Source organism: Pseudomonas sp. GW456-E7 (assembly GCF_059424105.1).
On the sequence record NZ_JBWKZB010000002.1, the window covers coordinates 263,133 to 284,507 of the forward strand.

Below are 21,375 nucleotides of genomic sequence, written 5' to 3' on the forward strand. Positions count from 1 at the left end.
TGAATCAGGACGTCGGCCGAAATGTGACCGATGAGTCACCCCATACTTCTAAGAAACTTTTTGCCGGTAGGAACCCAAGGGTTCCGGCCTCACCCGGCAGACTGCCCGCCAATAACAATACCCGTCGACCGGACTGCAATGGATCGACATGGGCCTCTCAAATTCCAGGCGTATGCCTACCTGTCACAAAGCTCGTGCAATCTCTATTGCGCGCATACCCGCTTGCCAGGAGTCTTATGACATGAGGCCAGAAATCGCTGTGTTGGATATACAGGGTCAGTATCGGGTTTACACGGAGTTCTATCGCGCAGACGCCGCAGAGAAGACCATTATCCTGGTCAACGGCTCGATGGCCACGACTGCGTCGTTTGCACAAACCGTGAAAAACCTCCATCCGCAGTTCAACGTCGTCTGCTACGACCAGCCCTACGCGGGCCGGTCAAAAGCCCACAACCTGCACGAGAAATTGCTGACCAAGGAAGTCGAAGGGCAGATCCTCCTGGAGCTGATCGACCACTTCGCCGCCGAACACGTGCTGTCGTTTTCCTGGGGTGGCGCCGCGACCCTGGTCGCCTTGGCCCAACGGCCACGGCGCATCGAAAAAGCCGTGATCAGCTCGTTCTCCCCGGAGATCAACGCGCACATGCTCGACTACCTCGAGCGCGGCGTCGATTACCTCGGCAGCCGGGATGGCGACCGGGTCGGCAACCTGGTGAACAGCACCATCGGCAAACACCTGCCGACCCTGTTCAAGCGCTTCAACTATCGGCACGTCAGCAGCCTGGCCGATCATGAATACGGGCAGATGCACTTCCACATCAGCGACCTGCTGCACAGCGATCGCCAATGCTTTTTCAAAGCGGCGGAAAAAATCAACGTGCCGGTGCTGTTCATGAACGGCGAATGGGACGAATACACCGCCGCCGATGGCGCACGGTTGTTCGCCAACCACGTGCAGCACGCCACCTTCACGACCCTTCAGGCCACCGGCCACTTTCTCGACATGGAGCACAAAGCCGCCTGCCGAGACAGCCGCAACGCACTGATGGGGTTCCTGAAACCGGCCCAGCACGATAGCCGACCGCGTTACCACTACGTCCAGGACCACCATGCATTGGCACTCTGAAACAGAGTCATCGCGAGCAAGCCCCGCCCTGCTGAATCAAACGTATTCTGCTGGCGCGAGGCTTGCCCGCGATCGACCGCCATGCGCACCATGCCTTGTCGGTACATCGCGTTAAACCCGCCCCACGTAAAGAAAAACTTCAAATCGCCGGCCGTATCTGGTACAAAGTCAGCGCTCTGAGCGGGTGTCGTATAATGGCATTACTCCAGCTTCCCATGCTGATAACGAGGGTTCTTATTGGACATGCCGTTTTAGTGCACCGTGAAGGCAAGAAAAAGCGGGTATAGTTGAATGGTACAACTATAGCTTCCCAAGCTATCGGTGAGGGTTCGATTCCCTCTACCCGCTCCACCTTCCAGCCAGTGTTTCCGGGCCTTCCAGGAGACTACCCCCCAATCAGGAAGCCCCTCGAAGCCTCATTGCAGCGCCTCGATCCCAACTCCCCAGCATCCCCCCTAGAGACACCAAAATCTGGTGCACCGTCGACTCCGTCCAAAATGACGAATCGACAAACCATCGCCCTCCTCGGGTCACCCAATAAACCCTAAAAAGCTCATTTCCGTACCAAGCCTGGATCGGCAACCAGCTCATCATCGTGCGTCCCAGAATGCCGTCCGGAAGCCGACCCAGAATTCCGAAAGTCAGCGAGCGGAATGGCCAGCCCTCCCCCCTCAAAAATTACCTGGACGTCGACAGGGCTCCAAACGACCAGCAGCATCCATTCCAATGTTCAGTCGCTCCCCACCTTCCGATCGCGCTCCTAACCACGCTCACGCTCACGTTGGCGGTAGCGCTTTACAAAGCTGGCTTCGATCAGTTCTTCGACTCCCAATCTAAGCCCGCAGTTTACCAACGAAGCCATAGAACTATCGGTCAGTGAAAAATTATCGGGAATAAAGCCGATATTCTTCACCGTGTTCCTATCGAGTTCTGCTTCAAACGCTTTCAAGAAGTCAGCCAGTCCAGGGCGACGAGCTTCTGTTGCTGCACTTGCAGCGGAGTCATCAGCAACTGTTACTGCATTGGCCGCATTGATACCAATTTGCGCCACCACCTTAGTTATGGAAGGCCAATATTTGAGATCATACTGATAGGTCAATTTATCCAACTTGCTCTTCACATGAGACCTGAAAAGCCCATTATCCTCAGAAGCTTCTTCAACGACATCCATAATATGGTAGTAGGTATCACTACTAAAACTGGACATCTCTTTAACCTCGGTGCGCCGCGAGAGCAACTCCGAGAGTAACTCTGAAACTTTTGCAATTCGAACATTCAACTCACTGAGTTTCTCGCGATCCTCACGAGCTTCTTTGATTTTTTTAGGATTCCAGGAGTACACCGTGGTTGTGAAGACGTCGAAGAATGACTTCAGCGCCCTGGGCTGTTCAGCCAGCTCGGCATACAGCTCGACGTAGACATCAGCAAGCTCAGTGGTGCGTCCCAGCAGACTCTCGATGATCCGATTGATACTGCACCAGGTACCGTGTTCCTCGTTATATTTAAAGTCCTCACGCAATATGTCTTCACACACATCGATTGCAGCGGCGCGAGCTTTAACATCCATTTTCAAAACCTCAATTAATTGATAAGCCGATGATAAGGCCTCAGCCGTGAGGTGTCGGTACCTATCCGAAAAAAAATCTCTCCGTTACGGGTACCCTCAGCGCGATCCACCAACCTTCAAGCCCGAGCAGAGCGTCAAGCCCAAGCATCAAGCCGAAACCAAACCCGAAGCGGCAGATGATCAAACAGCGCTCCTGTCCAAATAATCCAACAACAACTAACACCACCCACCAAACCCCGCAGCCCAATCAGCTTTACTTTACAACCCAGTAAAGCTAATCACACAAAACATGGGTGGCGAATCGCATCTCTTTCAGTAACACTTAACGTACTCTGCACAGGTATCCGAAATGAACGTGGCCACTTCCTCCCCCGTCGACGACTTGCTCAACCCAGGCGAAAGCGCATCACGCCCTGTCAGAATTCTCGCTGCTGCGGGCAGAATGTTCATCGAGCACGGGTACGAGGGAGCCAGTATGGAGGAGATTGCCAAAGCTGCAGCGGTGACCCGCCAGACCCTGTACAACCGATTCCCCGAGGGCAAGGAGTCGCTGTTCGTGGCGGTTGCAGAGCGGATGTGGAAGGCCTTCCCGGTTATGCACGTGCCGACCGATGAGCGCGCGCTGGCCGACCCTAGGAATGGACTGATGCAGATCGCTACAGAGTTTGCGTGCTTCTGGTCTGGCCCGACGGCAGCCGACTTCCTGCGTATGGTCTTCATGGAAGGTCGACGGTTCCCCGTGCTTGCCTACCGCTTTGACGAGGTTATCCAGGGGCCAGCTATGACTGTCATTAGCGACTATCTCGCCGAACTGGCACGCCGAGGCATCCTGGCAGTTCAAGTGCCTGAGACTGACGCCCGCTACTTCATGGAGACGCTCAATGGCGGGGTTCTCTTGAAACAGATCAGAGCCAACAGCGAGCCGCTTGCCCGAGAGGAGATCGAGCAGATCGTGGAGCGCACCGTGGACGCCTTCCTGCGATCGCTCCGGCACTGAAATCCTACGGATCAGCAAAAGGCCTGCAAGCGCACGATCAGTCCATACACCGCAGGCCTACCCATGCCCTCCGGCCCTGCCGAGAGCCTCCCCCCCTGAAGCCAAGCCGCTCAGCCCACCTCTAGGCCCGTACAACCCACCTAGGCCACACAACCCGTAACAAACCACACAGCCCACACAACCCACGCAGCTCTTACTCCAGGCAGAAGATCGCTTATGGCTACAGGAGAACCGCCAAGCCATGAACGTCTACAAGACCAGTCCAGAGCTAACGGCATACGCAGCAACGACGATAGAGGCTCCTAAGGCCCGGCTCCCCCGAACCCTCAGACCACAGACCTAGATACAATCAGAAATCCCCTTCCAGCAGCCCCTCCATACCTGCCGGAAGCGAATGCGCGCCACTTGGTGGAGTCAGCGCGCCTTGCACTGGCAACGGCAACGGCAACGGCAACGGCTTGTCCTCCGGCAGCGCCTGATCATCTGTGTCGTACTTCACCTGCCTGATCCCGTGGTAGACGAGGCTGTCACTGACATACTCGATGCAAGGCCCATTGGACTCCTTGGGGCCTCTGACCATATAGCCGTTCCGAACCCTTCCCATCGAAGCGGTGGCAGCGCAGGCAACGTGCGAGAACAGCACGATGTTGCTGCCGGCGCTCTCCTGCACCGATTTGAAGATCACACCGTCAATACGGGGCTTACAATGGGTCGCCAGGTACTCAGCGATGACTTGAGTGGTCAGATAGTCGCGCTCTGCTCCAGGGAGCACCGGCACCGTGATTGCGTCATGCAGATACCTCAGGAAATCCCGTCGCCCCAATTTGGAATGGTATTTGGAGTCAAATAAGCTTGGCGTGGGCCCAAGGTCTGCCTTCTCGAAGCGCCCGAAATCCAAAACCTTGACCTCCCTGACCAACCTGAACTCACCGCTCACGACAGTGCCGCCAACCGGGGGGCGTAGCTCAGCGACACAGGTCTTGCGCTCGAAGGCGCCGTAGAAAGCCGGAACACCTGCGGGGTTCATCCTGCCTTCACCTGCTCGCTCCTTCGGAGGCGCACCGAGATTACGCGCAGGATCAGCTGTGATCTCGGAGACGCTTTCGGAGCTCATGCAGGTTCGGGCGCGGTAGATCGATGGAGAATCTTCAGGTGTGAGCAATCGCACCACAGCATGCTCATCAGATGACGCTGAGTACTTGTCCAAATCTTTGAAGATCCAGCCTAGGAACGCCTTTGCACTCTCGTTGAAGAAGCGGATTCCATGCTTCATCCCTTCCTGAAACTCACACCATTGGTGGCCGATGTCATCCAAGCTGAAACGTTGTCTGGAATACTGGATGTCGTCGCTGTAGGACGTCAGGCGACTGCACACCGCATCAACGATGGGCTCGTGGTCTTCACAGCCAAAGATTTCGCTGACCCAATAGTCGATGCTATCCCCTTCCTGGTATTGGATGCGCCCTTCGCTCCAACGCCAAACGTGCTCACCTTCAGTGATATAGGTGCCAAGGATTTCATTAACCCGCTCGACGATCTCAGCGAGAGGTACACACTTGCGCTTCGAGTCGCACAGACTGCACTGGGAAGACGTTCCATTGCGCCGAATCTGCCGACCTAGGTAGATATCGTGCACGCACTCATAACACACCACCTTGGTGGCATCGCTGTACTTCAACTTTTCCTCTCGCATGGTGCTGGCAATACCTGAGCCTGTTCAGAAAGACGGGCATGATGGCTGAAGTACCACGATTGGAATACCATCCAAACGGCTCAAGACCCAGATTGCTCAGGAATAAGCTCTGCCTCCACAGGGGACAGGATGCCCTCCATTGCGTCTGCCAGATACCCGATCCGGATGCTGCCATCTTCGAATACTGAGCCCACTCAAGGAATCGACATGCTGATCGAGTTCGACCTGAAAGGCCGGGGGCTGCCTTCGTCAGGAACCTGCAGGCGCAAGGAGTTCGCGTGATTGAGCACTGCGTGTATGAGATTGAGGGCTCTCCGAGGCTTTCGAGTCCTGGGACTTTGCAGCGGATTGTGCCGCTGGTTGAGTGACGCTTGATTGGGCTATCCCTAGACTGCCGTTGCAGCCTCCACCAAGACACGATCAACCATAGTCGCTTTGGCCACGGAGCGGCACCCGACTCTGGTGGCATGCGACTCTGAAAAACAATAAGCCAAACATTGAGTTATGTTTGACCTCAGCTAACCTTGATCGCACTAGGCCACTTCTCGGGTGATGGATGCGCGTTGAGCAGTTGACTGTAAAGAATTTCAGGGGCATCAAGCATCTCGAATGGAAGCTGATGGGACAGTCCATTTGTTGCCTAATCGGCGTCGGTGACAGCGCGAAAACAACCGTGCTGGACGCTGTGGAGGCAGCCTTATCCCCACGATGGATGACCTTCAACGAGGCCGACTTTCACCACGCGAACACCGCTGAAGACATCGAAGTGGAAGTCACTATCGGCGAATTGTCCCGCGCCCTGCTCTCTGATGGTCGCTTCGGCCTGTATCTTCGTGGCCTCTCCCCAACGGGAGAGCTCAACGATGAGCCCGAGGACGCCGACACCCCAGTCCTGACTGTAAGACTTTCGGTCGATGCGACCATGGAACCCGTTTGGTCTCTGGTCTGCGATCGCTATCCAGTTCCAAGAATCCTTTCGAACAGGGACAGGGCAATGTTTTGCCTTGTCAGACTGGCCGGTGACGAAGCACGCCATCTGACCTGGGCCCAAGGCTCAGTGCTTTCCAAGATGACTGAGGCCAACGATGAGACCGCGCAGATGCTGGCTCATGCTTATCGTTCTGCTCGTCAAAGTGCCAACCTGGGCTCCATCCCAGAGTTAGCCCAAGCTGCGGCCTCTGCCGAAACGGCTGCCCGCTCACTCGGCGCGTACATCAACCAAGCCTACTGCCCCGACCTTGAGCTTGGGCGAGGTGGATTCAACTCCAGCTCGATCGCGTTGCATGACGGCTCGGTACCATTGCGATTGGCAGGCCTTGGAACCAGGCGGTTGGCGACATTGGCTGTTCAGCGTTCAGCTATCAGCGAAGGCGCCATTGTGCTCGTTGATGAGCTGGAGCAAGGCCTAGAGCCACACCGCGTCCTTGGCGCAATGGCGCAGCTCAAAAAATGGCAACAGGAGGCAGAGAAGGCGCATCTGGCGAAAGGCCAAATTCTCATGACCACTCACTCCGATGTCGTCCTGGCTGAGCTGCCTCCACCTTCTCTGTTCATTGTTTCCCGCTCGCCCGAGGCGGTTGCAGACATCAAACATGCCCTGGCAAGCGGAGATATTTCCCGAGTTTTGAAGGGGGCCCCACGGGCTCTATTCGCCCGGAAAATTTTGCTCTGTGAAGGTGCAACAGAACTGGGAATGATGCTTGGATTGAGGGAGCGCTACCCCGACAGACACGATGGAGTTCCGATCGAGCAACTCGGCGCGGCCATTGTTGATGGAGGAGGATCAGCAGGCCCACCCTTGGCACTCGCGCTCCGAGCACTCGGATACGAAGTGGGTCTGTTCAGAGATTCAGATCGAAAACTGGACGCTCACTTTGCTACCAAACTACAAGTTCAAGGCGTGCGCGTCATCGAGTATGGGGGTGGTCTGAATACGGAGCGGGCGGTGTTCCAATCAGCCACTGATGCCCAAATTGACGGCTTGCTCGACCTGGTAGCTGACTTCATCAGCGTGCCCACATTAGTGGATCACCTAGAAAAGACCTTTGAAGGCCTTGATGTCGACGCCTGTTTTTGTGATTGGGATCTGGTCGGCGTCTGCCCAAACCCTCGGCTACGCCTAAGCGATCTAGCCGCCGAAAAAAGCTGGTTCAAAAATGCTGAGCGCGGTCGCGCTATGTCCGCTCTCGTGATGCAAATTATCGACAACCCACATGCGTCGCCCATAGGCATATGCCTCCACACCGTAGAGAGCTGGCTTTATGGTAACGCCTGAGTCCATTCTCACGCTCAGCCGTCGGGCCGTCGTGGCTCCAGCAGGCCATGGGAAAACGGAACTGATCGCCAAGGTGGCCGCCCTAGGGCGCCGAACCTTAGTACTGACTCACACGCATGCAGGCGTTCATGCAATCCGGGCTCGCCTCCAGCGAATGCACGTGCCCAGCGACAAGGTTGTCGTAGACACCATTGCATCGTGGGCTCGCCAGTACGTCCAGGCGTTCCCCGGTCGTTCAGGAGGGCCTGCACTTCATCCCAACAAGCCCAATTGGGATGACGTATACCGTGGGGCGGCTTCGATCCTGCAAAGCCCTGTCGTCCAAGAGGTCATCAAGGCCTCCTACGACCGCGTGCTGATAGACGAATATCAAGACTGCGAGCAGTACCAGCATTTGATTGCTGGCTGGCTCTCCTGCATCGTTCCGACCGTTATTTTCGGGGATCCCATGCAGGGCATCTTTGAATTCGTCGAAACCAAAATCGGCTGGAACGACTCCGTCGCCAGTTACTTCACGCACGCTTATGAACTTCAAATACCCCACCGTTGGGCCACAGCAAATACCGAGCTGGGTAAGTGGATTGCGGAAACTCGGCAGAGGCTGATGACAGGGGAACCAATCGATCTGCGAGAGGGGCCCATTAAATACATCCAGAGCAATAACGCATTTGATATGTCGTTGTTCTTTGATGAGTTCAACTCCAGAGCCGGCTCCACGGCAGCGATAAACTGCTGGAGAAACACCTGCAATGAGTTGGCCAAGAGCACCAAAGGCGCTTTTCAATCGATTGAAGAAATAGCGGCGAAGCGTTTGATGGATTTTGCAGAAATTTGGGATATGTCAGTATTTGCGCCACAAGCACGCGCCGATGGGTTGAGATCACTAATTGATGATGCGATCACTCGCGCTCCGGCAGCGCCAGGGCATCCATCCGATGCCATCCTCGATATCGAAATATCTGCCGCCTGGGCGATACTGTCGATTAATGGTTCAGCTGAAAGTGCTCTGGAGGTGTTGAAGCTGGAAAGGAGTCACCCCCTATCGAGAACATTCCGAGGGGAGCTCATCGGTGATACTAGGCGGGCATTAAGTGAAATCATGGATGGCAGGCATCAGAGCCTTGTCGCTGCGTCGGAAGCAGTAAGGCAGCGCCTAAGCAAGACAGGAAGAGCACCGGTGGCTAGGACAATTTCAACTCCCCTGCTCCTCAAAGGGCTTGAGTTCGACCACGTGTTGATTCCCGACGCGATCCACTACACAAGGCAAAAATCTGCAGCTGCCAAGTCCTTCTACGTTGCCATTTCCAGAGCCAGGCACACCCTCACGATCTCTAGCAAAGCTCCCATTCTGGAATTCCCTCTGCCGAACCTTTAGCGGATGAAACCATTAGCGCTATTTATTAGCGCTGCACATGACATGTAGGGGAGTAATATGGAAGAAACACTTTATGACGGTCGGGGTCGACCAGTAGCGTACATTGCCGACGACAACGAGATGTCTATTTATCTTTGGTCAGGCCATGCCGTGGCATATGTTGCTGAAGAAAACCTTTACGGCTGGAACGGCCAGCACATCGGCTGGTTCGTTAATGGAGTGCTTTATAACCGACGAGGGCAACGGGCGGGATCGATCGGCGGCCAGTGCCCTTACGCGCTGTATGCTGCTCCTGCAAAGTATGCCAAGTACGCGAAATATGCCAAATACGCTCGCTATGCTGCTTACGCTCGTCCAGGTCTCAGCAGTAGCTATAGCCAGGAACCCTTGGAGGATTTCTTAAAAAGTGGGGCTGTTGGGCGGGTGTAGGCCGATCAAGATTGCAATCCATGGGCGGTACGCTGGGCACTGATGCACAGCTTTGGACGACGCAGGCACTCCCCCCGCTTTCAGGGCGAAGACTTCCTCAGAGGCGCGGCAGTGACGTGCGCGGGTTGGGAGCTTGCCGGTCGGAGAGAGCTCACACCCTCTGAGGTAAACTACACCAAAGCCCCAACCAAAAAATAATTGCAGATTAAATCAATACCCAGCTATTCACCCTATATAAATCACACATACTTCTTTCAAAAACTTAAACCTCAAGGATAGACGACATGAGCAGCATGTATGAAATTGCTTACGCCGCAGCGAGCAATCGCCTATGCTTATTCACGGGAACGGGCTTCTCCAAATCGGTTTCCGATGGTAATGCTCCGGGCTGGAAGAACCTCCTGGAAGATCTCTGCGATCTATTACCCCCAATAAACAACCCTAAACCGGCTCTATTTCCACCAAAAAATTCACCACTAAGCCTGGAAGAAGCAGCGCAAGTTATTTCGCTAAAACTCACTCAAGAAAAACGTGACATAAACCTTGAAATAGCAAAAATAATCGAATCACTTGATATTGACGGAGACATTGAAGAGACTCAAAAATTTTTTGAAGAGCATTCTTTCAGAGTCATTACGACGAACTATGATAAGTTAGCTGAACTATTGGCTGGAGAGACGAGAGTTCAAAGCATTACCCCAGGACTCCCTATACCAAGATCATCTGCAGAAGTCAAAATCTACCATGTACACGGCTCCATAGACTCACCACAAAACATGGTAGTAACCTCCGACGACTACTTCAAATTCATGAATGGCGACTCCTACTTTTCTAGAAAGCTAAGCACTATCCTACATGAGAATACCGTTGTAATCCTTGGCTATTCATTAGCTGACACCAATCTAAAACGCATCATAAGCGACTATAAAAACTTTTCAAAAAACCACGTTATCGGTTCAAACCTATTCTTCGTATCCAGGAGCCCCATCGAACAGAACATAAAGGATTTTTATTTCCACTGCTTTGGAATTAGAGTTATCGACGAGATCGAAATTGAGCACTTCTTTGGAAAACTCAATCGGAGCATACCTACCGTAAAAAATATAATTGCACGCTCACACAGATCAATTGACAAAGTTATTCACCAAAGGCATTCATTTAAGGACTCATTCGTCAAACTGGAAGACTCTTTCTTCCGCTTTATATCATCGCTTTCTGCCAAAGGATTAAGCCTTGATAATAAGCGCGTAGTTGAAGTGATTGGCGAAATATTAAAACGAAAAAAAGAAATGACTTTGGAAAGTGGGGCATGGGAACAGTATGAGCATCTTGCAAGCTGGCTGATATACCTTGGTTCTTTTTTTGAAATCCGCGACACCTCCATAAAGTCAATATATCTGAGGGCTGTTAAACGCTCCATGGAAACCATGAGCAAAGATAAATACTTTGGTTACTCATGGAAAGCTTACGAGCTTTGGCAAGCAGGATGGTCGTCAATCAATGCGAGCAACAGAGCCTTGATAAAGACCTTTGTAGAAGATCAAAGCTTGGATGCAGATGCGCAGAGCATTGTTAATTCTGCAACCTGACGACTAAACCCTGTCGATACGAATATTAAATATCAGTTAATTTGGATCAACGTAACTCCGACCAAAGAAATACCTTAAACAATATACTTTATACATTTGAAGAGCACATTATCCATCGCCCAACAAAGAGAATGTTAACCACCACAGAACTAGACCCAAGCCCAAAAAACTTAATGACAACTGTATTTTTAACTAGGGCCGACTCGATCGACCCTAGTTAAATTAGCGAGAATAGCTGTTCACGCCTCTCATAGCCGACCAAAAGGACGTAAACCTTGCTACGGCGTCTTGAGACTGAATACTAGACCTTAAATAGTACACATTATGAATCATAGTATTCAGATCTGTGAGCTCACCCACTACATTCGCAACGCAACACACTTGAATGGTAATACCATCAAAGCAGCCTGCCGAAAGCTTACGATTAAAAAGTGGCTCATAATCTTTATATACGTCACTCGCATTCCCATCGAGAGCCACCACAACTTCAGCAGGGTCATTAACAGTCATCACACCATCATAATAAACATGAGGTTCAAAATTCAATGCAACAACCCCCACCCCTCTCTTTGCAATTTGAGAAGCTGCCTTCTCTAAATTCGCCTCTATATTATTCAGCGAATTTATAGACTTACAAGCAATATAATATTCACCTAGGGGAGTTGAAACTACAATGTCAGGCTCTCCAAGCCTAGCCTTAACGTTTCTATGCCGCAGATACTGAAGAAACTCTAGCTCAAATACCGCATTTAGCCCATGAGAACCACCCAGCGTTTTCGGGGCAAGTGGAGTAGCTTCGATCTGGGCAATCAACCCCTTGAATGCTGATCTTTCCTTGGCATCCGCGAGCAGTTTATAACAATCCACAATAGCAACGAGTATCCGTTGAGCATGATGCAATTCAAGGCTTTCGGATAACGTTAGAGAAGTTTTTCTTTCAACTACGTTGCAACACAACTCAAGATATCTATGCAAATCCGAATTCGGCCTGATCTCCTTATCAAATTCGGTATATATAAAATTAATGTCACCGGGGAGCTGTTCAATCCGTTCGTATGTTGTAGTTACATCTGGGCCCATGCTAAATCCCTTATATAGACGGTGTATCTTAAGCCACTGAAACGCCATCATTCTACCATCACATCTCGTTGCATGGTTGTGATGGGACTACCCATCGGCCTAGCTCGCTGGCTCGGTTCGAGAGGACGCTGCTTCTGCCGGGAGGGTGAGTGGCGAGGGCCCATATCATCAATTTTGGTGAGGTCGCAGCTCAACACGAGGGTGTGAATAGATGCTTCCTCTCAGCGGTGGCTCAGAGAGGTTGTGGGAACGTCGTGCACCTTGGTGCACCGCAAGGATCTGGCCGGATTGCCGCAGATTACGAGGATTCGGGATCCAAAAGGGACTACACGAATACACGCTTTCGAGGTTTTTTGACCAATAAGAGTTCGATTCCCTTCACCCGCTCCAATCGAATTTTTGTCTCACGTCAGGATGGTTTTGACGGGGGATGCAGAGACAGAAAAACCGGTCCAAGTGGCCGGTTTTTTTATGCCCGCGATTTGGGGGGAATCGCTGGTATAGGGACTCCTCCTCATCCGAACTTACCTGGCGCCCCCCATACGCAAAGCGCTCCTGTGCAGAAGCGGCTACTATAAAAGTCCCGTTAGCGTTTTTTTCACATGATGGTGATTTGTTAGCGAATTTCGGAGACCGTTAGCCCTTTCACTCCCCGAGAAATTAACGTTTTCGCGTAAGATCAGTTATTTGTTAGCGTTTTTATCGCCTCAGTAAGGATTTCGTGAATGCAGGTCGGTTTAAAGGCACTCGCAAACCAGTACGACATCGTTCTGGCACAGCCACTGCGCGTCGAATCGACGATTGGCACGACACGTGTCAGTCGCGAAAGCAGCGGGCATACGCAGAATCAGTATCCCCCGAGCTACCGGCCTGCCGACGATTTCTCAGGGCATTTCGAATTCGGCCTCAAGTACGAAGAGATCCATCTCGAATTCTTTGCTCGCTTGTTTGCAAAGACCGGCCCCGACCCTGTCGAAGCCTGGTGCCGGCGAGAGCCTTTTGGCCAATATGCTCGCCGCACGGGGTTTCTCTACGAATGGCTGACAGGGCAAAGTCTGGATGTGCCAGACGTAACCAACGGTGGCTATGTCGATGCACTTTCTGCGCAGGACTACCTCACCCGTAGTGAACCACCACGAGTTCGACGTTGGCGAGTCAAAAACAACCTGCCCGGTACACCCGGCTTTTGCCCTTTGGTTCGTCGTACGACGGCAGTCAAAGAGGCTCTGCAATTCGATCTCGGCGCGGCGTTGAAGGAGTTGGATCGAACCTTTGGTGCCGATATCTTGATGCGTACGGCCAGTTGGTTGACGTTCAAGGAGTCACGAGCCAGCTTTCTCATCGAAAAAGAGGCCGACCAGGCTGATCGCATCCAGCGCTTTGCGCATGTCATTGCCCAGCACTGCGGCCATATCGAAGCCCCATTGAGCAATGACAGCCTGCGTTCCCTGCAAGCCGGCATTCTGGGGCGAGATGCCATTGGGCTCGGCTTGCGGCGCTCCCCGGTATTTGTAGGTCAGGCCACAATGCGCGAGGACATCGTGCATTACATTGCCCCGCACTTTGAAGAACTTGCCCCTCTACTGGAAGGCCTCAACGAGTTCGAGATCGCAACGCGGGGTGCCGAGTCCGTGGCACGCGCCGCAGTGCTTGCATTCGGCTTCGTGTACATCCATCCCATGCGTGACGGCAACGGCCGGATTCATCGCTTCCTGATCAACGACACCTTGATCAGGGACAAGGCAGTGCCCGACGGCGTGATCCTGCCCGTGTCAGCTACTATCACCAGTTCGATCGATTTCAGGGCAGGCTACGACCGTACGCTCGAGGTGTTTTCACGACCGTTTATGCGCCGTTACGCGGCGGCCTATGGGTTTGGTGAACTCGTGACTTACGAAGACGGCACTCCCAGCAACTTCATCTTCGATGAATACAAAGACGCAGGCTTTGCCTGGCGCTACCCAGACCTGACCGAACACGTCCTGTACACCGCTCGCGTCGTCGAGCACACGATTCGTACGGAAATGGCGGATGAAGCACGAGTTTTAATGATCTTTCAGCGAGCGCAGGAACAACTCAAAGAAGTGCTCGAAATGCCGGATCAGGATGCCAACCGCATCATCCGTTCGATCAAGGAGAATGGCTGGGTGGTGTCCGGAAAGCTGAAGAAAGGATACCCGCAGCTTGAAGATGAAGGCATGGCGCAACGTGTTGTGAATGCAGTGCGCTCCGCGTTTGAGGATCGAGTGATGGGAGCTGTTGAAGAGTGATCTTCGGTAGAACTGGATGGCGTGCAACTGCAGCTGAAAAGAAGACCGGTCCGAGTGGCCGGTTTTTTTGTATGCGGAATTTAGTGATGCCCCTGCCAACACTATCGTTAAGGTCCCACTTTTAAGGGCCAAACCGACATCAACGCTAGAAAAAGCAACGTCCTACACGACACTGGGAAATGTCCGTACACTTGCGCATTGCTGTGCTTTTGCCACGAGGCCTATAGTCCGAGCGCGCCAAAAATGGCGTATCGGGTTTGGCGACCTGAAGTGGAATGCAAAAGCGCACTGGCTTGCTTGCAGGCGTTATTGCATCTGTAGAGTTGTCGTTTTTTGGCAGCTGTGCGCGGGAGACCTTCGGGTCTGCCGGCTTCCACTCCGGTTCGCCAACCTGCGTACAGTTGCCACCCTTTCGTTTGGCGACGATCGGCTGGTAGACCTCAACTAAGTGGAGCAATACTCATGAAAGAGTTCATGGCTTTAACCAGCAACGCCGACGATCTTCCCTCCCTCTACGTCAACACAACCCAACCCCTGCACTCCCTACTCAGCACCGCCAGCTACAGAATTCGCGCCGTGACGCAGCTACTTGAAAACCTCGCGATGCGCGGTGACCTAACCTCTGACACAGTTGTACTCAGTGACTTCGCATTACTGTGCTGCGTGCCGTTGCGCGACGGTTGCGATGTGTTGGATGTTATCGCTCGACGCATGGATGCCGAGCCTTCCTGATAGCCCATCGGGCGCCTTTCAAGGCGCCCATTGCGTTTCATACCCCATCAGACTTTCCATGGAGGACGATGAATATGCTTTACCCGATTGCGATTTCCATGGGCGACGACGAACATGCGTGGGGAGTGGAAGTCCCGGATGTTCCAGGTTGTTTTAGCGCCGGTGAAGATCTGGAAGATGCAATAACCATGGCTCAACAAGCCATTGAGGGGCATTTCGAGATGCTCATCGAGGATGGTGCGCCCCTCCCTTCAGCCAACAGCGTTGCCCTGCACACTACCAATCCAAAGTACGCCGGTTGTACTTGGGTGCTGCTGGAAATCAATTTGGACAAGTGACATCACCGGAGCAGCCGGAAAATGACCCAAAACATCTACGACGACCCTCAATTCTTCCACGGCTACAGCCAGATGGCCCGCTCCATCGGCGGTCTCGATGCCGCGCCGGAATGGTCGGCGCTGAAGGCCATGCTGCCGCCCATGCAGGGCTTGAAGGTGGTGGATCTCGGCTGCGGTTACGGCTGGTTTTGTCGTTGGGCCAGTGAGCAAGGCGCTGACAGCGTGCTCGGGCTGGATGTTTCGCAAAAGATGCTGGAGCAGGCACGCAAAACCACCGCCGCATCAAACATCCGTTATGAGCGCACCGACCTGGAAGCCCTCGATCTGCCGGCCGGCGGTTTCGACCTGGCCTACAGCTCCCTGGCGCTGCACTACATCAAGGACTTGCCGGGGTTGTTCGCCAATGTCCACGCGGCGCTCAAGCCCGGTTCGCCGTTCGTGTTTTCCATCGAGCACCCGATCTTCATGGCACCGCGTAATCCTGGCTGGATCATCGATGCCGAGGGCCGCAAGGGTTGGCCGGTGGACGGTTATCAGCGTGAAGGCGAGCGCGTGACCCACTGGCTGGCCGACGGTGTGATCAAGCAGCATCGCACCCTTGGTACCTTGTTCAACCTGCTGATTGCAGCGGGTTTCAGCATCCGCCATGTCAATGAATGGGGGCCGAGCGATGCCGAGGTGGCGGCGCAACCGGCGCTGGCCGAAGAGCGCGAGCGGCCGATGATGATGTTGGTCGGCGTTCAGCGCTGAGCCACGCGCGTATCTTTTGCGTATAGATCCCGGCACGGGAATAAAGAAACCGTAGCGCGGCGTTGAGCCCGGAAATAGATCCCTTATTCTCCCGGCTCATCCATCGCCCCGAGATCGACATGCACAATTCAGAGTTGGGAATCATGATCATTTCATTGATCGGGTTGTTCGGCTTTGCCTCGTTTGCTTTTGAATACTTGAGCGCCCGACGCTCGAAAAAAAACAAACTGCCGTGATTGTTCCAAGCGATAAAAGGGACAGGTGACGCTCATCAACTGTCCCTTTTTCACATCAGCGCGTCGCGACGATAAACAGTCGCGGGAACGGCAACAGCACCGAACCGTCGGCCAATGCAGGATACGCCTGCTCGATTGCCGCCTGATATTGCTTCAGATACTGCGCCCGCTCCGCCTCGTCCAGCGGATCGAGAAACGGCCGCAAGCCACTGCCCTTGAACCACTCCACCACGCCAGATGCGCCGCCTGCGAGCGGATGATGGTAGGTGGTGCGCCACACATCGACGCGCGAGCAACAGGCCTTGAGTATCGAGTAATAACCACTGGCATCGGATATCTCGGTCCGCTGCCCGGCGGCGCCTGCCAGCTTGCCGGCCCATGGACCATCAGCGGCGACTTCACGCATCAAACGGTGCGAGTGCTCATTGATGTTGTCAGGCATCTGGACGGCCAGGCTGCCTCCGGGCGCCAGCCTGCTCACCAGCGACGGCAGCAAGCTTGCGTGATCCGGAACCCACTGCAATACAGCGTTGGCGAAAATCACATCGAAGGGGCCTGCGTCGTTCCAGGTGTCGATGTCGGCGATGTCGAACTGCACCTGCGGCAAGCGCTTGCGCGCGGCCTCGATCATGTCGGTCGAACTGTCCAGCCCTCGGACCGTGGCGCTGGCAAAACGCTCGACCAGCAACTCTGTGGAGTTACCGGGGCCACAACCGATATCGATGGCCGAACGCACATCCCCGGCGGGGATGGCCGCCAGCAGGTCACGGGCGGGACGGGTGCGTTCATCTTCAAAAGCGACGTACTGTTTGGCGGACCAACTCATTGCGTTCTCCTGTCGGTGCGTTGTCCTCGGGTCGCTACGATACCGCGGCGAGCACCGCCAAAGGTTTCAGAAATTCACCTTTTCAATCATGTCGAATTTTCATCCCACCGTCGCTGTCACAAATTCAGGCGTCCTCCCTATAAGGAACACGGTCATGAAGTTCGCAAAAATCGCGCAGAAACTCGCCCTCTGGGCCGGTAGCCCCAAGACGTTCCTGGGGGCGATCACTCTGATTTGTCTGTGGGGGCTGAGCGGGCCGATTTTTCATTTCAACGATACGTGGCAGCTGATCATCAATACCTCGACCACGATCATCACGTTCCTGATGGTGTTCCTGATCCAGAACACACAGAACCGTGACACGGACATTTTGCATTTGAAGGTCGATGAGTTGCTTAGGGTGACGAAAGAGGCGCAGAACGCGATGCTCGGGCTTGAAGCGCTGGACCTCAAGGAGCTGGAGAAGCTGAGGAAGCACTACCGCAGCCTTGGCGAAGGCCTGACCATTGACCTGGACGGCACCGTCGTCCAGGAAAAAGGTCAGCAAAACCTGAAGAATTGCTGATGATCAGCTTTTGGCTTGCAGGGCCTTGGCCATTTGCAGATGATTTTGCAATTTGGGCAGGGTTTCTTCGGCGAACGCCTTGATTTGCGGCACGTCGGTGCTCTGCGCCTCCTGCTGCAACCGTTCGATGGCTTGCTGTGTGGTCTTCACCTGGCTGGCCGTATAGGCCTCATCGAAGGTCGCCCCATCCATGACTTGTGGCATCAGGGCTTTGGCCTTTTCGACAATTTCTTCCCGCGGCGCTACCGGCAGATCCAGTTGTCTGGCGATTTTCGCCAGGTGCTGGTTCGCCGTGGTGCGGTCGTTGATGACAACGATGGTGTAGTCCTTGACCTCTTTGGACTCGGACTTCTGGTGTGCCAGGCGACTGGCCTCGATGTCAGCCATGCCCTGGGCCGACGCATCGTCGATGAATTCAGCAGGGGACTGGGCGAAGACGTTGCTGGCAAACAGGCCCAGTAACGTGGCAAAACTGGCATTACATAATCGGGTGGCCATCCGTTTCATGGTCGCGCCCTCCTTTTTCAAATTCAAACGGGAGCTTGCGCCCCCGCTTCTCAATCAAAACCACCTGCATCCATTACTTGGATTTCTGTCCGGGTTTGCGGCCCATATCGGGTTTCGCAGGTTCTTTATCGACAGTCGTGGTGGTGGTTTTCCCACCCTTGCGACCGGCTTCAGACGCCTTCGTTCGATCGTTGGCGAAGTTTCCCGAGTTCGAGTTTCTTGAATTAGGCATGATTCTCTTCCTCTTGGTGGTAGTCGCGGCGAGCTGGCGCCCGCATAGAATCTGAATTTGCGCATGCCAAAAGGTTTAGAAAAATGCGTGGACAGTACGACGAACGGTGTACGGACTATCAGGCCATTCCCAGGTGATGCTCACGTTTGGCGCAGTACATCGCCTCGTCGGCATGCCGGAACAACTGTTTCTCTTCGGTGCCGTGATCGGGGTATCGGGCGACGCCGATGCTTGGATGGATGCTCAGGTTGTGCCCGTCCAGACGCAGGGGCCGGGCCAGGACCTGACGGATTTTTCCGACCACGATGTCGGTATCGTCTGCGGCATGGATGCGGTGCAGCAACACCACGAATTCATCGCCGCCAATGCGGGCCACGGTGTCGGTTTCCCGCACGCAGCCCTTGAGCCGGTTGGCCACCGATTGCAGCAGCATGTCGCCGACCGCATGGCCATGGGTGTCATTGACTTGCTTGAAACGGTCGAGGTCGACGTACAGCAGGGCCATGCGCCCGCCGTCCATGCGGGCCAATTGCAGTGACGCCTTGAGGCGGTCGCGCAACAGTTCACGGTTGGGTAACTGGGTCAGTTGGTCGTACTGGGCCATGTGTTGCAGGCGGGCATGCAGCTGCTTGCGCTCGATGGCCGTCGCGACCTGGGCGCAGACGTACTGCAGCAATTCCTTGTCTTGCTCGGTGTAGCGCTCGCCACCCGGAACGCTTTTGACGATCAACGCGCCGATGGTGCCGTTCTGCGAGTTCAGCGGCACACCCAGCCAGCACGGTGCGTTCTGCCCGGCCATCAGCGCTTCGAAGCCGACAGGCGGCGTGCACAGGTCCGGGGTCAACAGGATCGGCTGCCCCGTGCGGATCACTTCGGTGCACACCCGCCCGGTCATGGTCCCGGGCAGTTCGGGTTGTGGCTCCTGGTCATCGACGTGATAAGGGAAATTCAACTGCGCACAGTGCTCGTCGTACAGCGCCACGGAAAAATTCAGCGCCGGCAGCCACTCGCCGATGATCATGTGGATGCGCCTGAACAACGCCAGCAGATCCTCCGCCGCGTGGGCCGCTTCGGATATCGCATACAACGCGGCCTGCCGGGATTCGGCCTGCTTGCGCTCGGTGATGTCGCGCGCCACGGCAATGCGCAACTGGTCGACCTCGGACCAACGAGCCGACCAGAGGATGTGCACCACCTGGCCATCCTTGCGCAGGTAGCGGTTTTCGAAGTTGAGCTTGGGCTCGCCGCCCATGATTTCCCGGGCGGCATCGAGTGTGCGCAAGCGATCTGCGGGGTGCACCATGTCGATCATCAGCTGACCGATCATTTCATCGGCGCTGTAGCCGAAAATGCGCTCGCACGCCGCACTGACAAAGACGAAGCGGCCTTGCTTGTCCACCGCACAAACGGCGTCCAGCAACAGATCGATATAGCTCGCCAGTGGCGCGGAGTTCCGGTTTTCCATGGTTCAGCGTGGGTGTCCCGATAATGCAGCGCTCATCAATCATCCCTGCCCGGTCGGCCTTGCTTCCTTGTGATCACATTCAAGCCTTGTTCGGCATCAGCCCCGGCAACGCATGGACCAGCGCGTTGATGGCAAAGCCGATGAACATTACCCCGCACAACCGGGTGATCGCCAGTTCATGACGTTGATACAAAGTGCGCACCCGCCGCGCCCCAACGATGCCGATGAGAATAGCGTAAGCGAGCAATCCACCGACAAAGCTCAGGCCGATCAGTGCTGGCAGCATTGACCAGTTGAGCAGTTCCGCGCGGCTCGACAACAGCGCTGTAAATGTCGCCACCGCCACCGGATAAGCCTTGGGATTGGTCAGACCGAACAGAATGCCATGCCAGAACGGCTGCCGCGCCGCCCCCTGTGGCGTATCGCCATTGCTGCGCCGGGCGCGCACCGCACGCCAGCCGAGCCAGAACAGGTACAGGCCGCTGAGCACACCCAGCACGTCGAACGCGGTACTGCCGATCTCCCGCGCACCGACAATCGCGATCAACGCCGTGCTGCACCACACCACATCGCCGAGCAAATGCCCGCACAGAAACCCCGCCCCGGCCCGTCGCCCATGGGCCGCGCCAATGCCAAACACCGCCAGCACGCCCGGTCCCGGGGTGATGCCGTAGATAAAACCCGAGGCAAGCACGGCCATTAGCAACGATGGGGTCATGGGGAGTCCTTTTGTACTGCTGGGGGAATGGTGGCCAGTCTATATCAGGTCCCGCAACATCGACTTACAGATCGTCGAAGAACTTCATCCCCGCATACGGCCGCTGTCGGCAGGCCATCAGGCGCGATGCCAGATCACCCACGTGGACTTCCAGCTTGTGGCCATCCGGGTCGAGGAAGTAGAACGATGCGCCCTCGCTGCGATTGTCGCGCCATTCCTGCACCCCGGCGGATCGCAGGCGCTCGACGAAACGCGGAAAATCCGCCGCATCGAGGCTGAAAGCGTAATGGGTGTACTCGGCGGCGGGCTCGGGATCGCGTTGCGGGTCGAGGGAGAGGCACAACCACAACCCCGGCAGCGACAGGTAGGCGCCGGTATCCCAGGTGGCGTCGAGGTGCAGTTGCAGGAGGTTCCGGTAGAACGCCACGCTGCGGTTCAGGTCGGTGACGGCGAAGGTCAGGTGGTTGAGGCCTGTGAGCATGGGGTTAAAGACCTTTGAGGTTTTCAGGTGCGACGCAGGTTTCACCTATGAGGTTGGCAGCGAAAACGCCTGAATCTGCACGCGACAGATGGAAAGATTCAACACCACCGCAAGACCATTTGTT

Annotated in this window: 19 protein-coding genes, 1 tRNA gene and 1 pseudogene; 12 read left to right on the forward strand and 9 right to left on the reverse strand. The window is 54.9% G+C overall.

Going from position 1 to position 21,375, the window contains the following annotated elements; all coding sequences use genetic code 11:
* Window positions 1-241 precede the first annotated feature (241 nt).
* Together AC07YV_RS02675 and AC07YV_RS02680 are read left to right on the forward strand one after the other, a co-directional pair.
* Window positions 242-1,126 carry an alpha/beta fold hydrolase gene (locus AC07YV_RS02675; protein WP_007979844.1) on the forward strand — a complete coding sequence of 295 codons (885 nt, stop codon included), beginning with the start codon at window positions 242-244 and terminating at the stop codon, window positions 1,124-1,126.
* A 277-nt stretch (window positions 1,127-1,403) separates the two neighbouring features.
* A tRNA-Gly gene (locus tag AC07YV_RS02680) sits at window positions 1,404-1,477 on the forward strand.
* A 409-nt stretch (window positions 1,478-1,886) separates the two neighbouring features.
* Here the strand turns inward: AC07YV_RS02680 and AC07YV_RS02685 are convergent.
* Window positions 1,887-2,693: a hypothetical protein gene (locus AC07YV_RS02685; protein ID WP_102699009.1), complete on the reverse strand. Its 807-nt coding sequence runs from the start codon at window positions 2,691-2,693 to the stop codon at window positions 1,887-1,889.
* A gap of 349 nt (window positions 2,694-3,042) precedes the next feature.
* Here AC07YV_RS02685 and AC07YV_RS02690 point away from each other — a divergent pair, with 349 nt between their 5' ends.
* A complete protein-coding gene (locus tag AC07YV_RS02690) occupies window positions 3,043-3,690 on the forward strand; it encodes a TetR/AcrR family transcriptional regulator (RefSeq protein ID WP_019692559.1) in 648 nt (215 codons plus the stop codon).
* 349 nt (window positions 3,691-4,039) lie between these two features.
* On the opposite strand, the gene AC07YV_RS02695 is transcribed toward AC07YV_RS02690, so the two are convergent.
* Window positions 4,040-5,383, reverse strand: a complete 1,344-nt coding sequence (locus AC07YV_RS02695; protein ID WP_102699010.1) for an RES family NAD+ phosphorylase — start codon at window positions 5,381-5,383, stop codon at window positions 4,040-4,042.
* Between the two features lie 556 nt (window positions 5,384-5,939).
* Here AC07YV_RS02695 and AC07YV_RS02700 point away from each other — a divergent pair.
* The 4 genes from AC07YV_RS02700 to AC07YV_RS02715 all read left to right on the forward strand — a co-directional run bounded on the left by AC07YV_RS02700 (window position 5,940) and on the right by AC07YV_RS02715 (window position 11,051).
* Window positions 5,940-7,658 (forward strand): ATP-dependent nuclease, encoded by a 1,719-nt coding sequence (locus AC07YV_RS02700; RefSeq protein ID WP_102699011.1) that lies wholly within the window; start codon window positions 5,940-5,942, stop codon window positions 7,656-7,658.
* Window positions 7,645-9,033 (forward strand): UvrD-helicase domain-containing protein, encoded by a 1,389-nt coding sequence (locus tag AC07YV_RS02705; protein ID WP_102699012.1) that lies wholly within the window; start codon window positions 7,645-7,647, stop codon window positions 9,031-9,033. Before AC07YV_RS02700 ends, AC07YV_RS02705 begins: the two co-directional genes overlap by 14 nt.
* Before the next feature lie 57 nt (window positions 9,034-9,090).
* Window positions 9,091-9,462, forward strand: coding sequence for a 4-fold beta flower protein (locus tag AC07YV_RS02710; protein ID WP_102699013.1), 372 nt, complete (start codon window positions 9,091-9,093; stop codon window positions 9,460-9,462).
* Between the two features lie 284 nt (window positions 9,463-9,746).
* Complete coding sequence (locus AC07YV_RS02715) at window positions 9,747-11,051, forward strand: SIR2 family NAD-dependent protein deacylase (protein WP_102699014.1); 1,305 nt, start codon at window positions 9,747-9,749, stop codon at window positions 11,049-11,051.
* A 222-nt stretch (window positions 11,052-11,273) separates the two neighbouring features.
* Here the strand turns inward: AC07YV_RS02715 and AC07YV_RS02720 are convergent, their stop codons facing one another.
* On the reverse strand, window positions 11,274-12,131 hold the full coding sequence (locus tag AC07YV_RS02720; RefSeq protein ID WP_146025342.1) for a hypothetical protein: 858 nt from the start codon (window positions 12,129-12,131) through the stop codon (window positions 11,274-11,276).
* A gap of 725 nt (window positions 12,132-12,856) precedes the next feature.
* On the opposite strand from AC07YV_RS02720, the gene AC07YV_RS02725 reads away from it, so the two are divergent.
* From AC07YV_RS02725 to AC07YV_RS02740, 4 genes and pseudogenes are all read left to right on the forward strand, one after another.
* Window positions 12,857-14,401 (forward strand): Fic family protein, encoded by a 1,545-nt coding sequence (locus tag AC07YV_RS02725; RefSeq protein ID WP_102699016.1) that lies wholly within the window; start codon window positions 12,857-12,859, stop codon window positions 14,399-14,401.
* Window positions 14,402-14,863: 462 nt separating this feature from the next.
* On the forward strand, window positions 14,864-15,133 hold the full coding sequence (locus tag AC07YV_RS02730) for a short-chain dehydrogenase (RefSeq protein ID WP_102699017.1): 270 nt from the start codon (window positions 14,864-14,866) through the stop codon (window positions 15,131-15,133).
* Window positions 15,134-15,207: 74 nt separating this feature from the next.
* Window positions 15,208-15,468, forward strand: a pseudogene (locus AC07YV_RS02735) (type II toxin-antitoxin system HicB family antitoxin); the annotation flags it as partial.
* 24 nt (window positions 15,469-15,492) lie between these two features.
* Window positions 15,493-16,221: a class I SAM-dependent methyltransferase gene (locus AC07YV_RS02740; protein ID WP_102699018.1), complete on the forward strand. Its 729-nt coding sequence runs from the start codon at window positions 15,493-15,495 to the stop codon at window positions 16,219-16,221.
* Window positions 16,222-16,512: 291 nt separating this feature from the next.
* On the opposite strand, the gene tam is transcribed toward AC07YV_RS02740, so the two are convergent.
* On the reverse strand, window positions 16,513-17,283 hold the full coding sequence (tam, locus tag AC07YV_RS02745; RefSeq protein WP_102699019.1) for a trans-aconitate 2-methyltransferase: 771 nt from the start codon (window positions 17,281-17,283) through the stop codon (window positions 16,513-16,515).
* A 154-nt stretch (window positions 17,284-17,437) separates the two neighbouring features.
* Between tam and AC07YV_RS02750 the strand changes: the two genes are divergently transcribed.
* Window positions 17,438-17,848, forward strand: coding sequence for a low affinity iron permease family protein (locus AC07YV_RS02750; RefSeq protein ID WP_102699020.1), 411 nt, complete (start codon window positions 17,438-17,440; stop codon window positions 17,846-17,848).
* A gap of 3 nt (window positions 17,849-17,851) precedes the next feature.
* On the opposite strand, the gene AC07YV_RS02755 is transcribed toward AC07YV_RS02750, so the two are convergent.
* From AC07YV_RS02755 to fos, 5 genes are all read right to left on the reverse strand, one after another.
* Window positions 17,852-18,355, reverse strand: coding sequence for a DUF4142 domain-containing protein (locus AC07YV_RS02755; RefSeq protein ID WP_102699021.1), 504 nt, complete (start codon window positions 18,353-18,355; stop codon window positions 17,852-17,854).
* Between the two features lie 73 nt (window positions 18,356-18,428).
* Window positions 18,429-18,587, reverse strand: coding sequence for a KGG domain-containing protein (locus AC07YV_RS02760; RefSeq protein WP_007976786.1), 159 nt, complete (start codon window positions 18,585-18,587; stop codon window positions 18,429-18,431).
* A gap of 118 nt (window positions 18,588-18,705) precedes the next feature.
* Entirely contained in the window at window positions 18,706-20,052 is a 1,347-nt protein-coding gene (locus AC07YV_RS02765; protein WP_102699022.1) for a sensor domain-containing protein, read from the reverse strand.
* A gap of 79 nt (window positions 20,053-20,131) precedes the next feature.
* Window positions 20,132-20,770, reverse strand: coding sequence for a LysE family translocator (locus tag AC07YV_RS02770; RefSeq protein WP_102699023.1), 639 nt, complete (start codon window positions 20,768-20,770; stop codon window positions 20,132-20,134).
* A gap of 64 nt (window positions 20,771-20,834) precedes the next feature.
* A complete protein-coding gene (gene fos / locus AC07YV_RS02775) occupies window positions 20,835-21,251 on the reverse strand; it encodes a fosfomycin resistance glutathione transferase (RefSeq protein WP_102699024.1) in 417 nt (138 codons plus the stop codon).
* Window positions 21,252-21,375 lie beyond the last annotated feature (124 nt).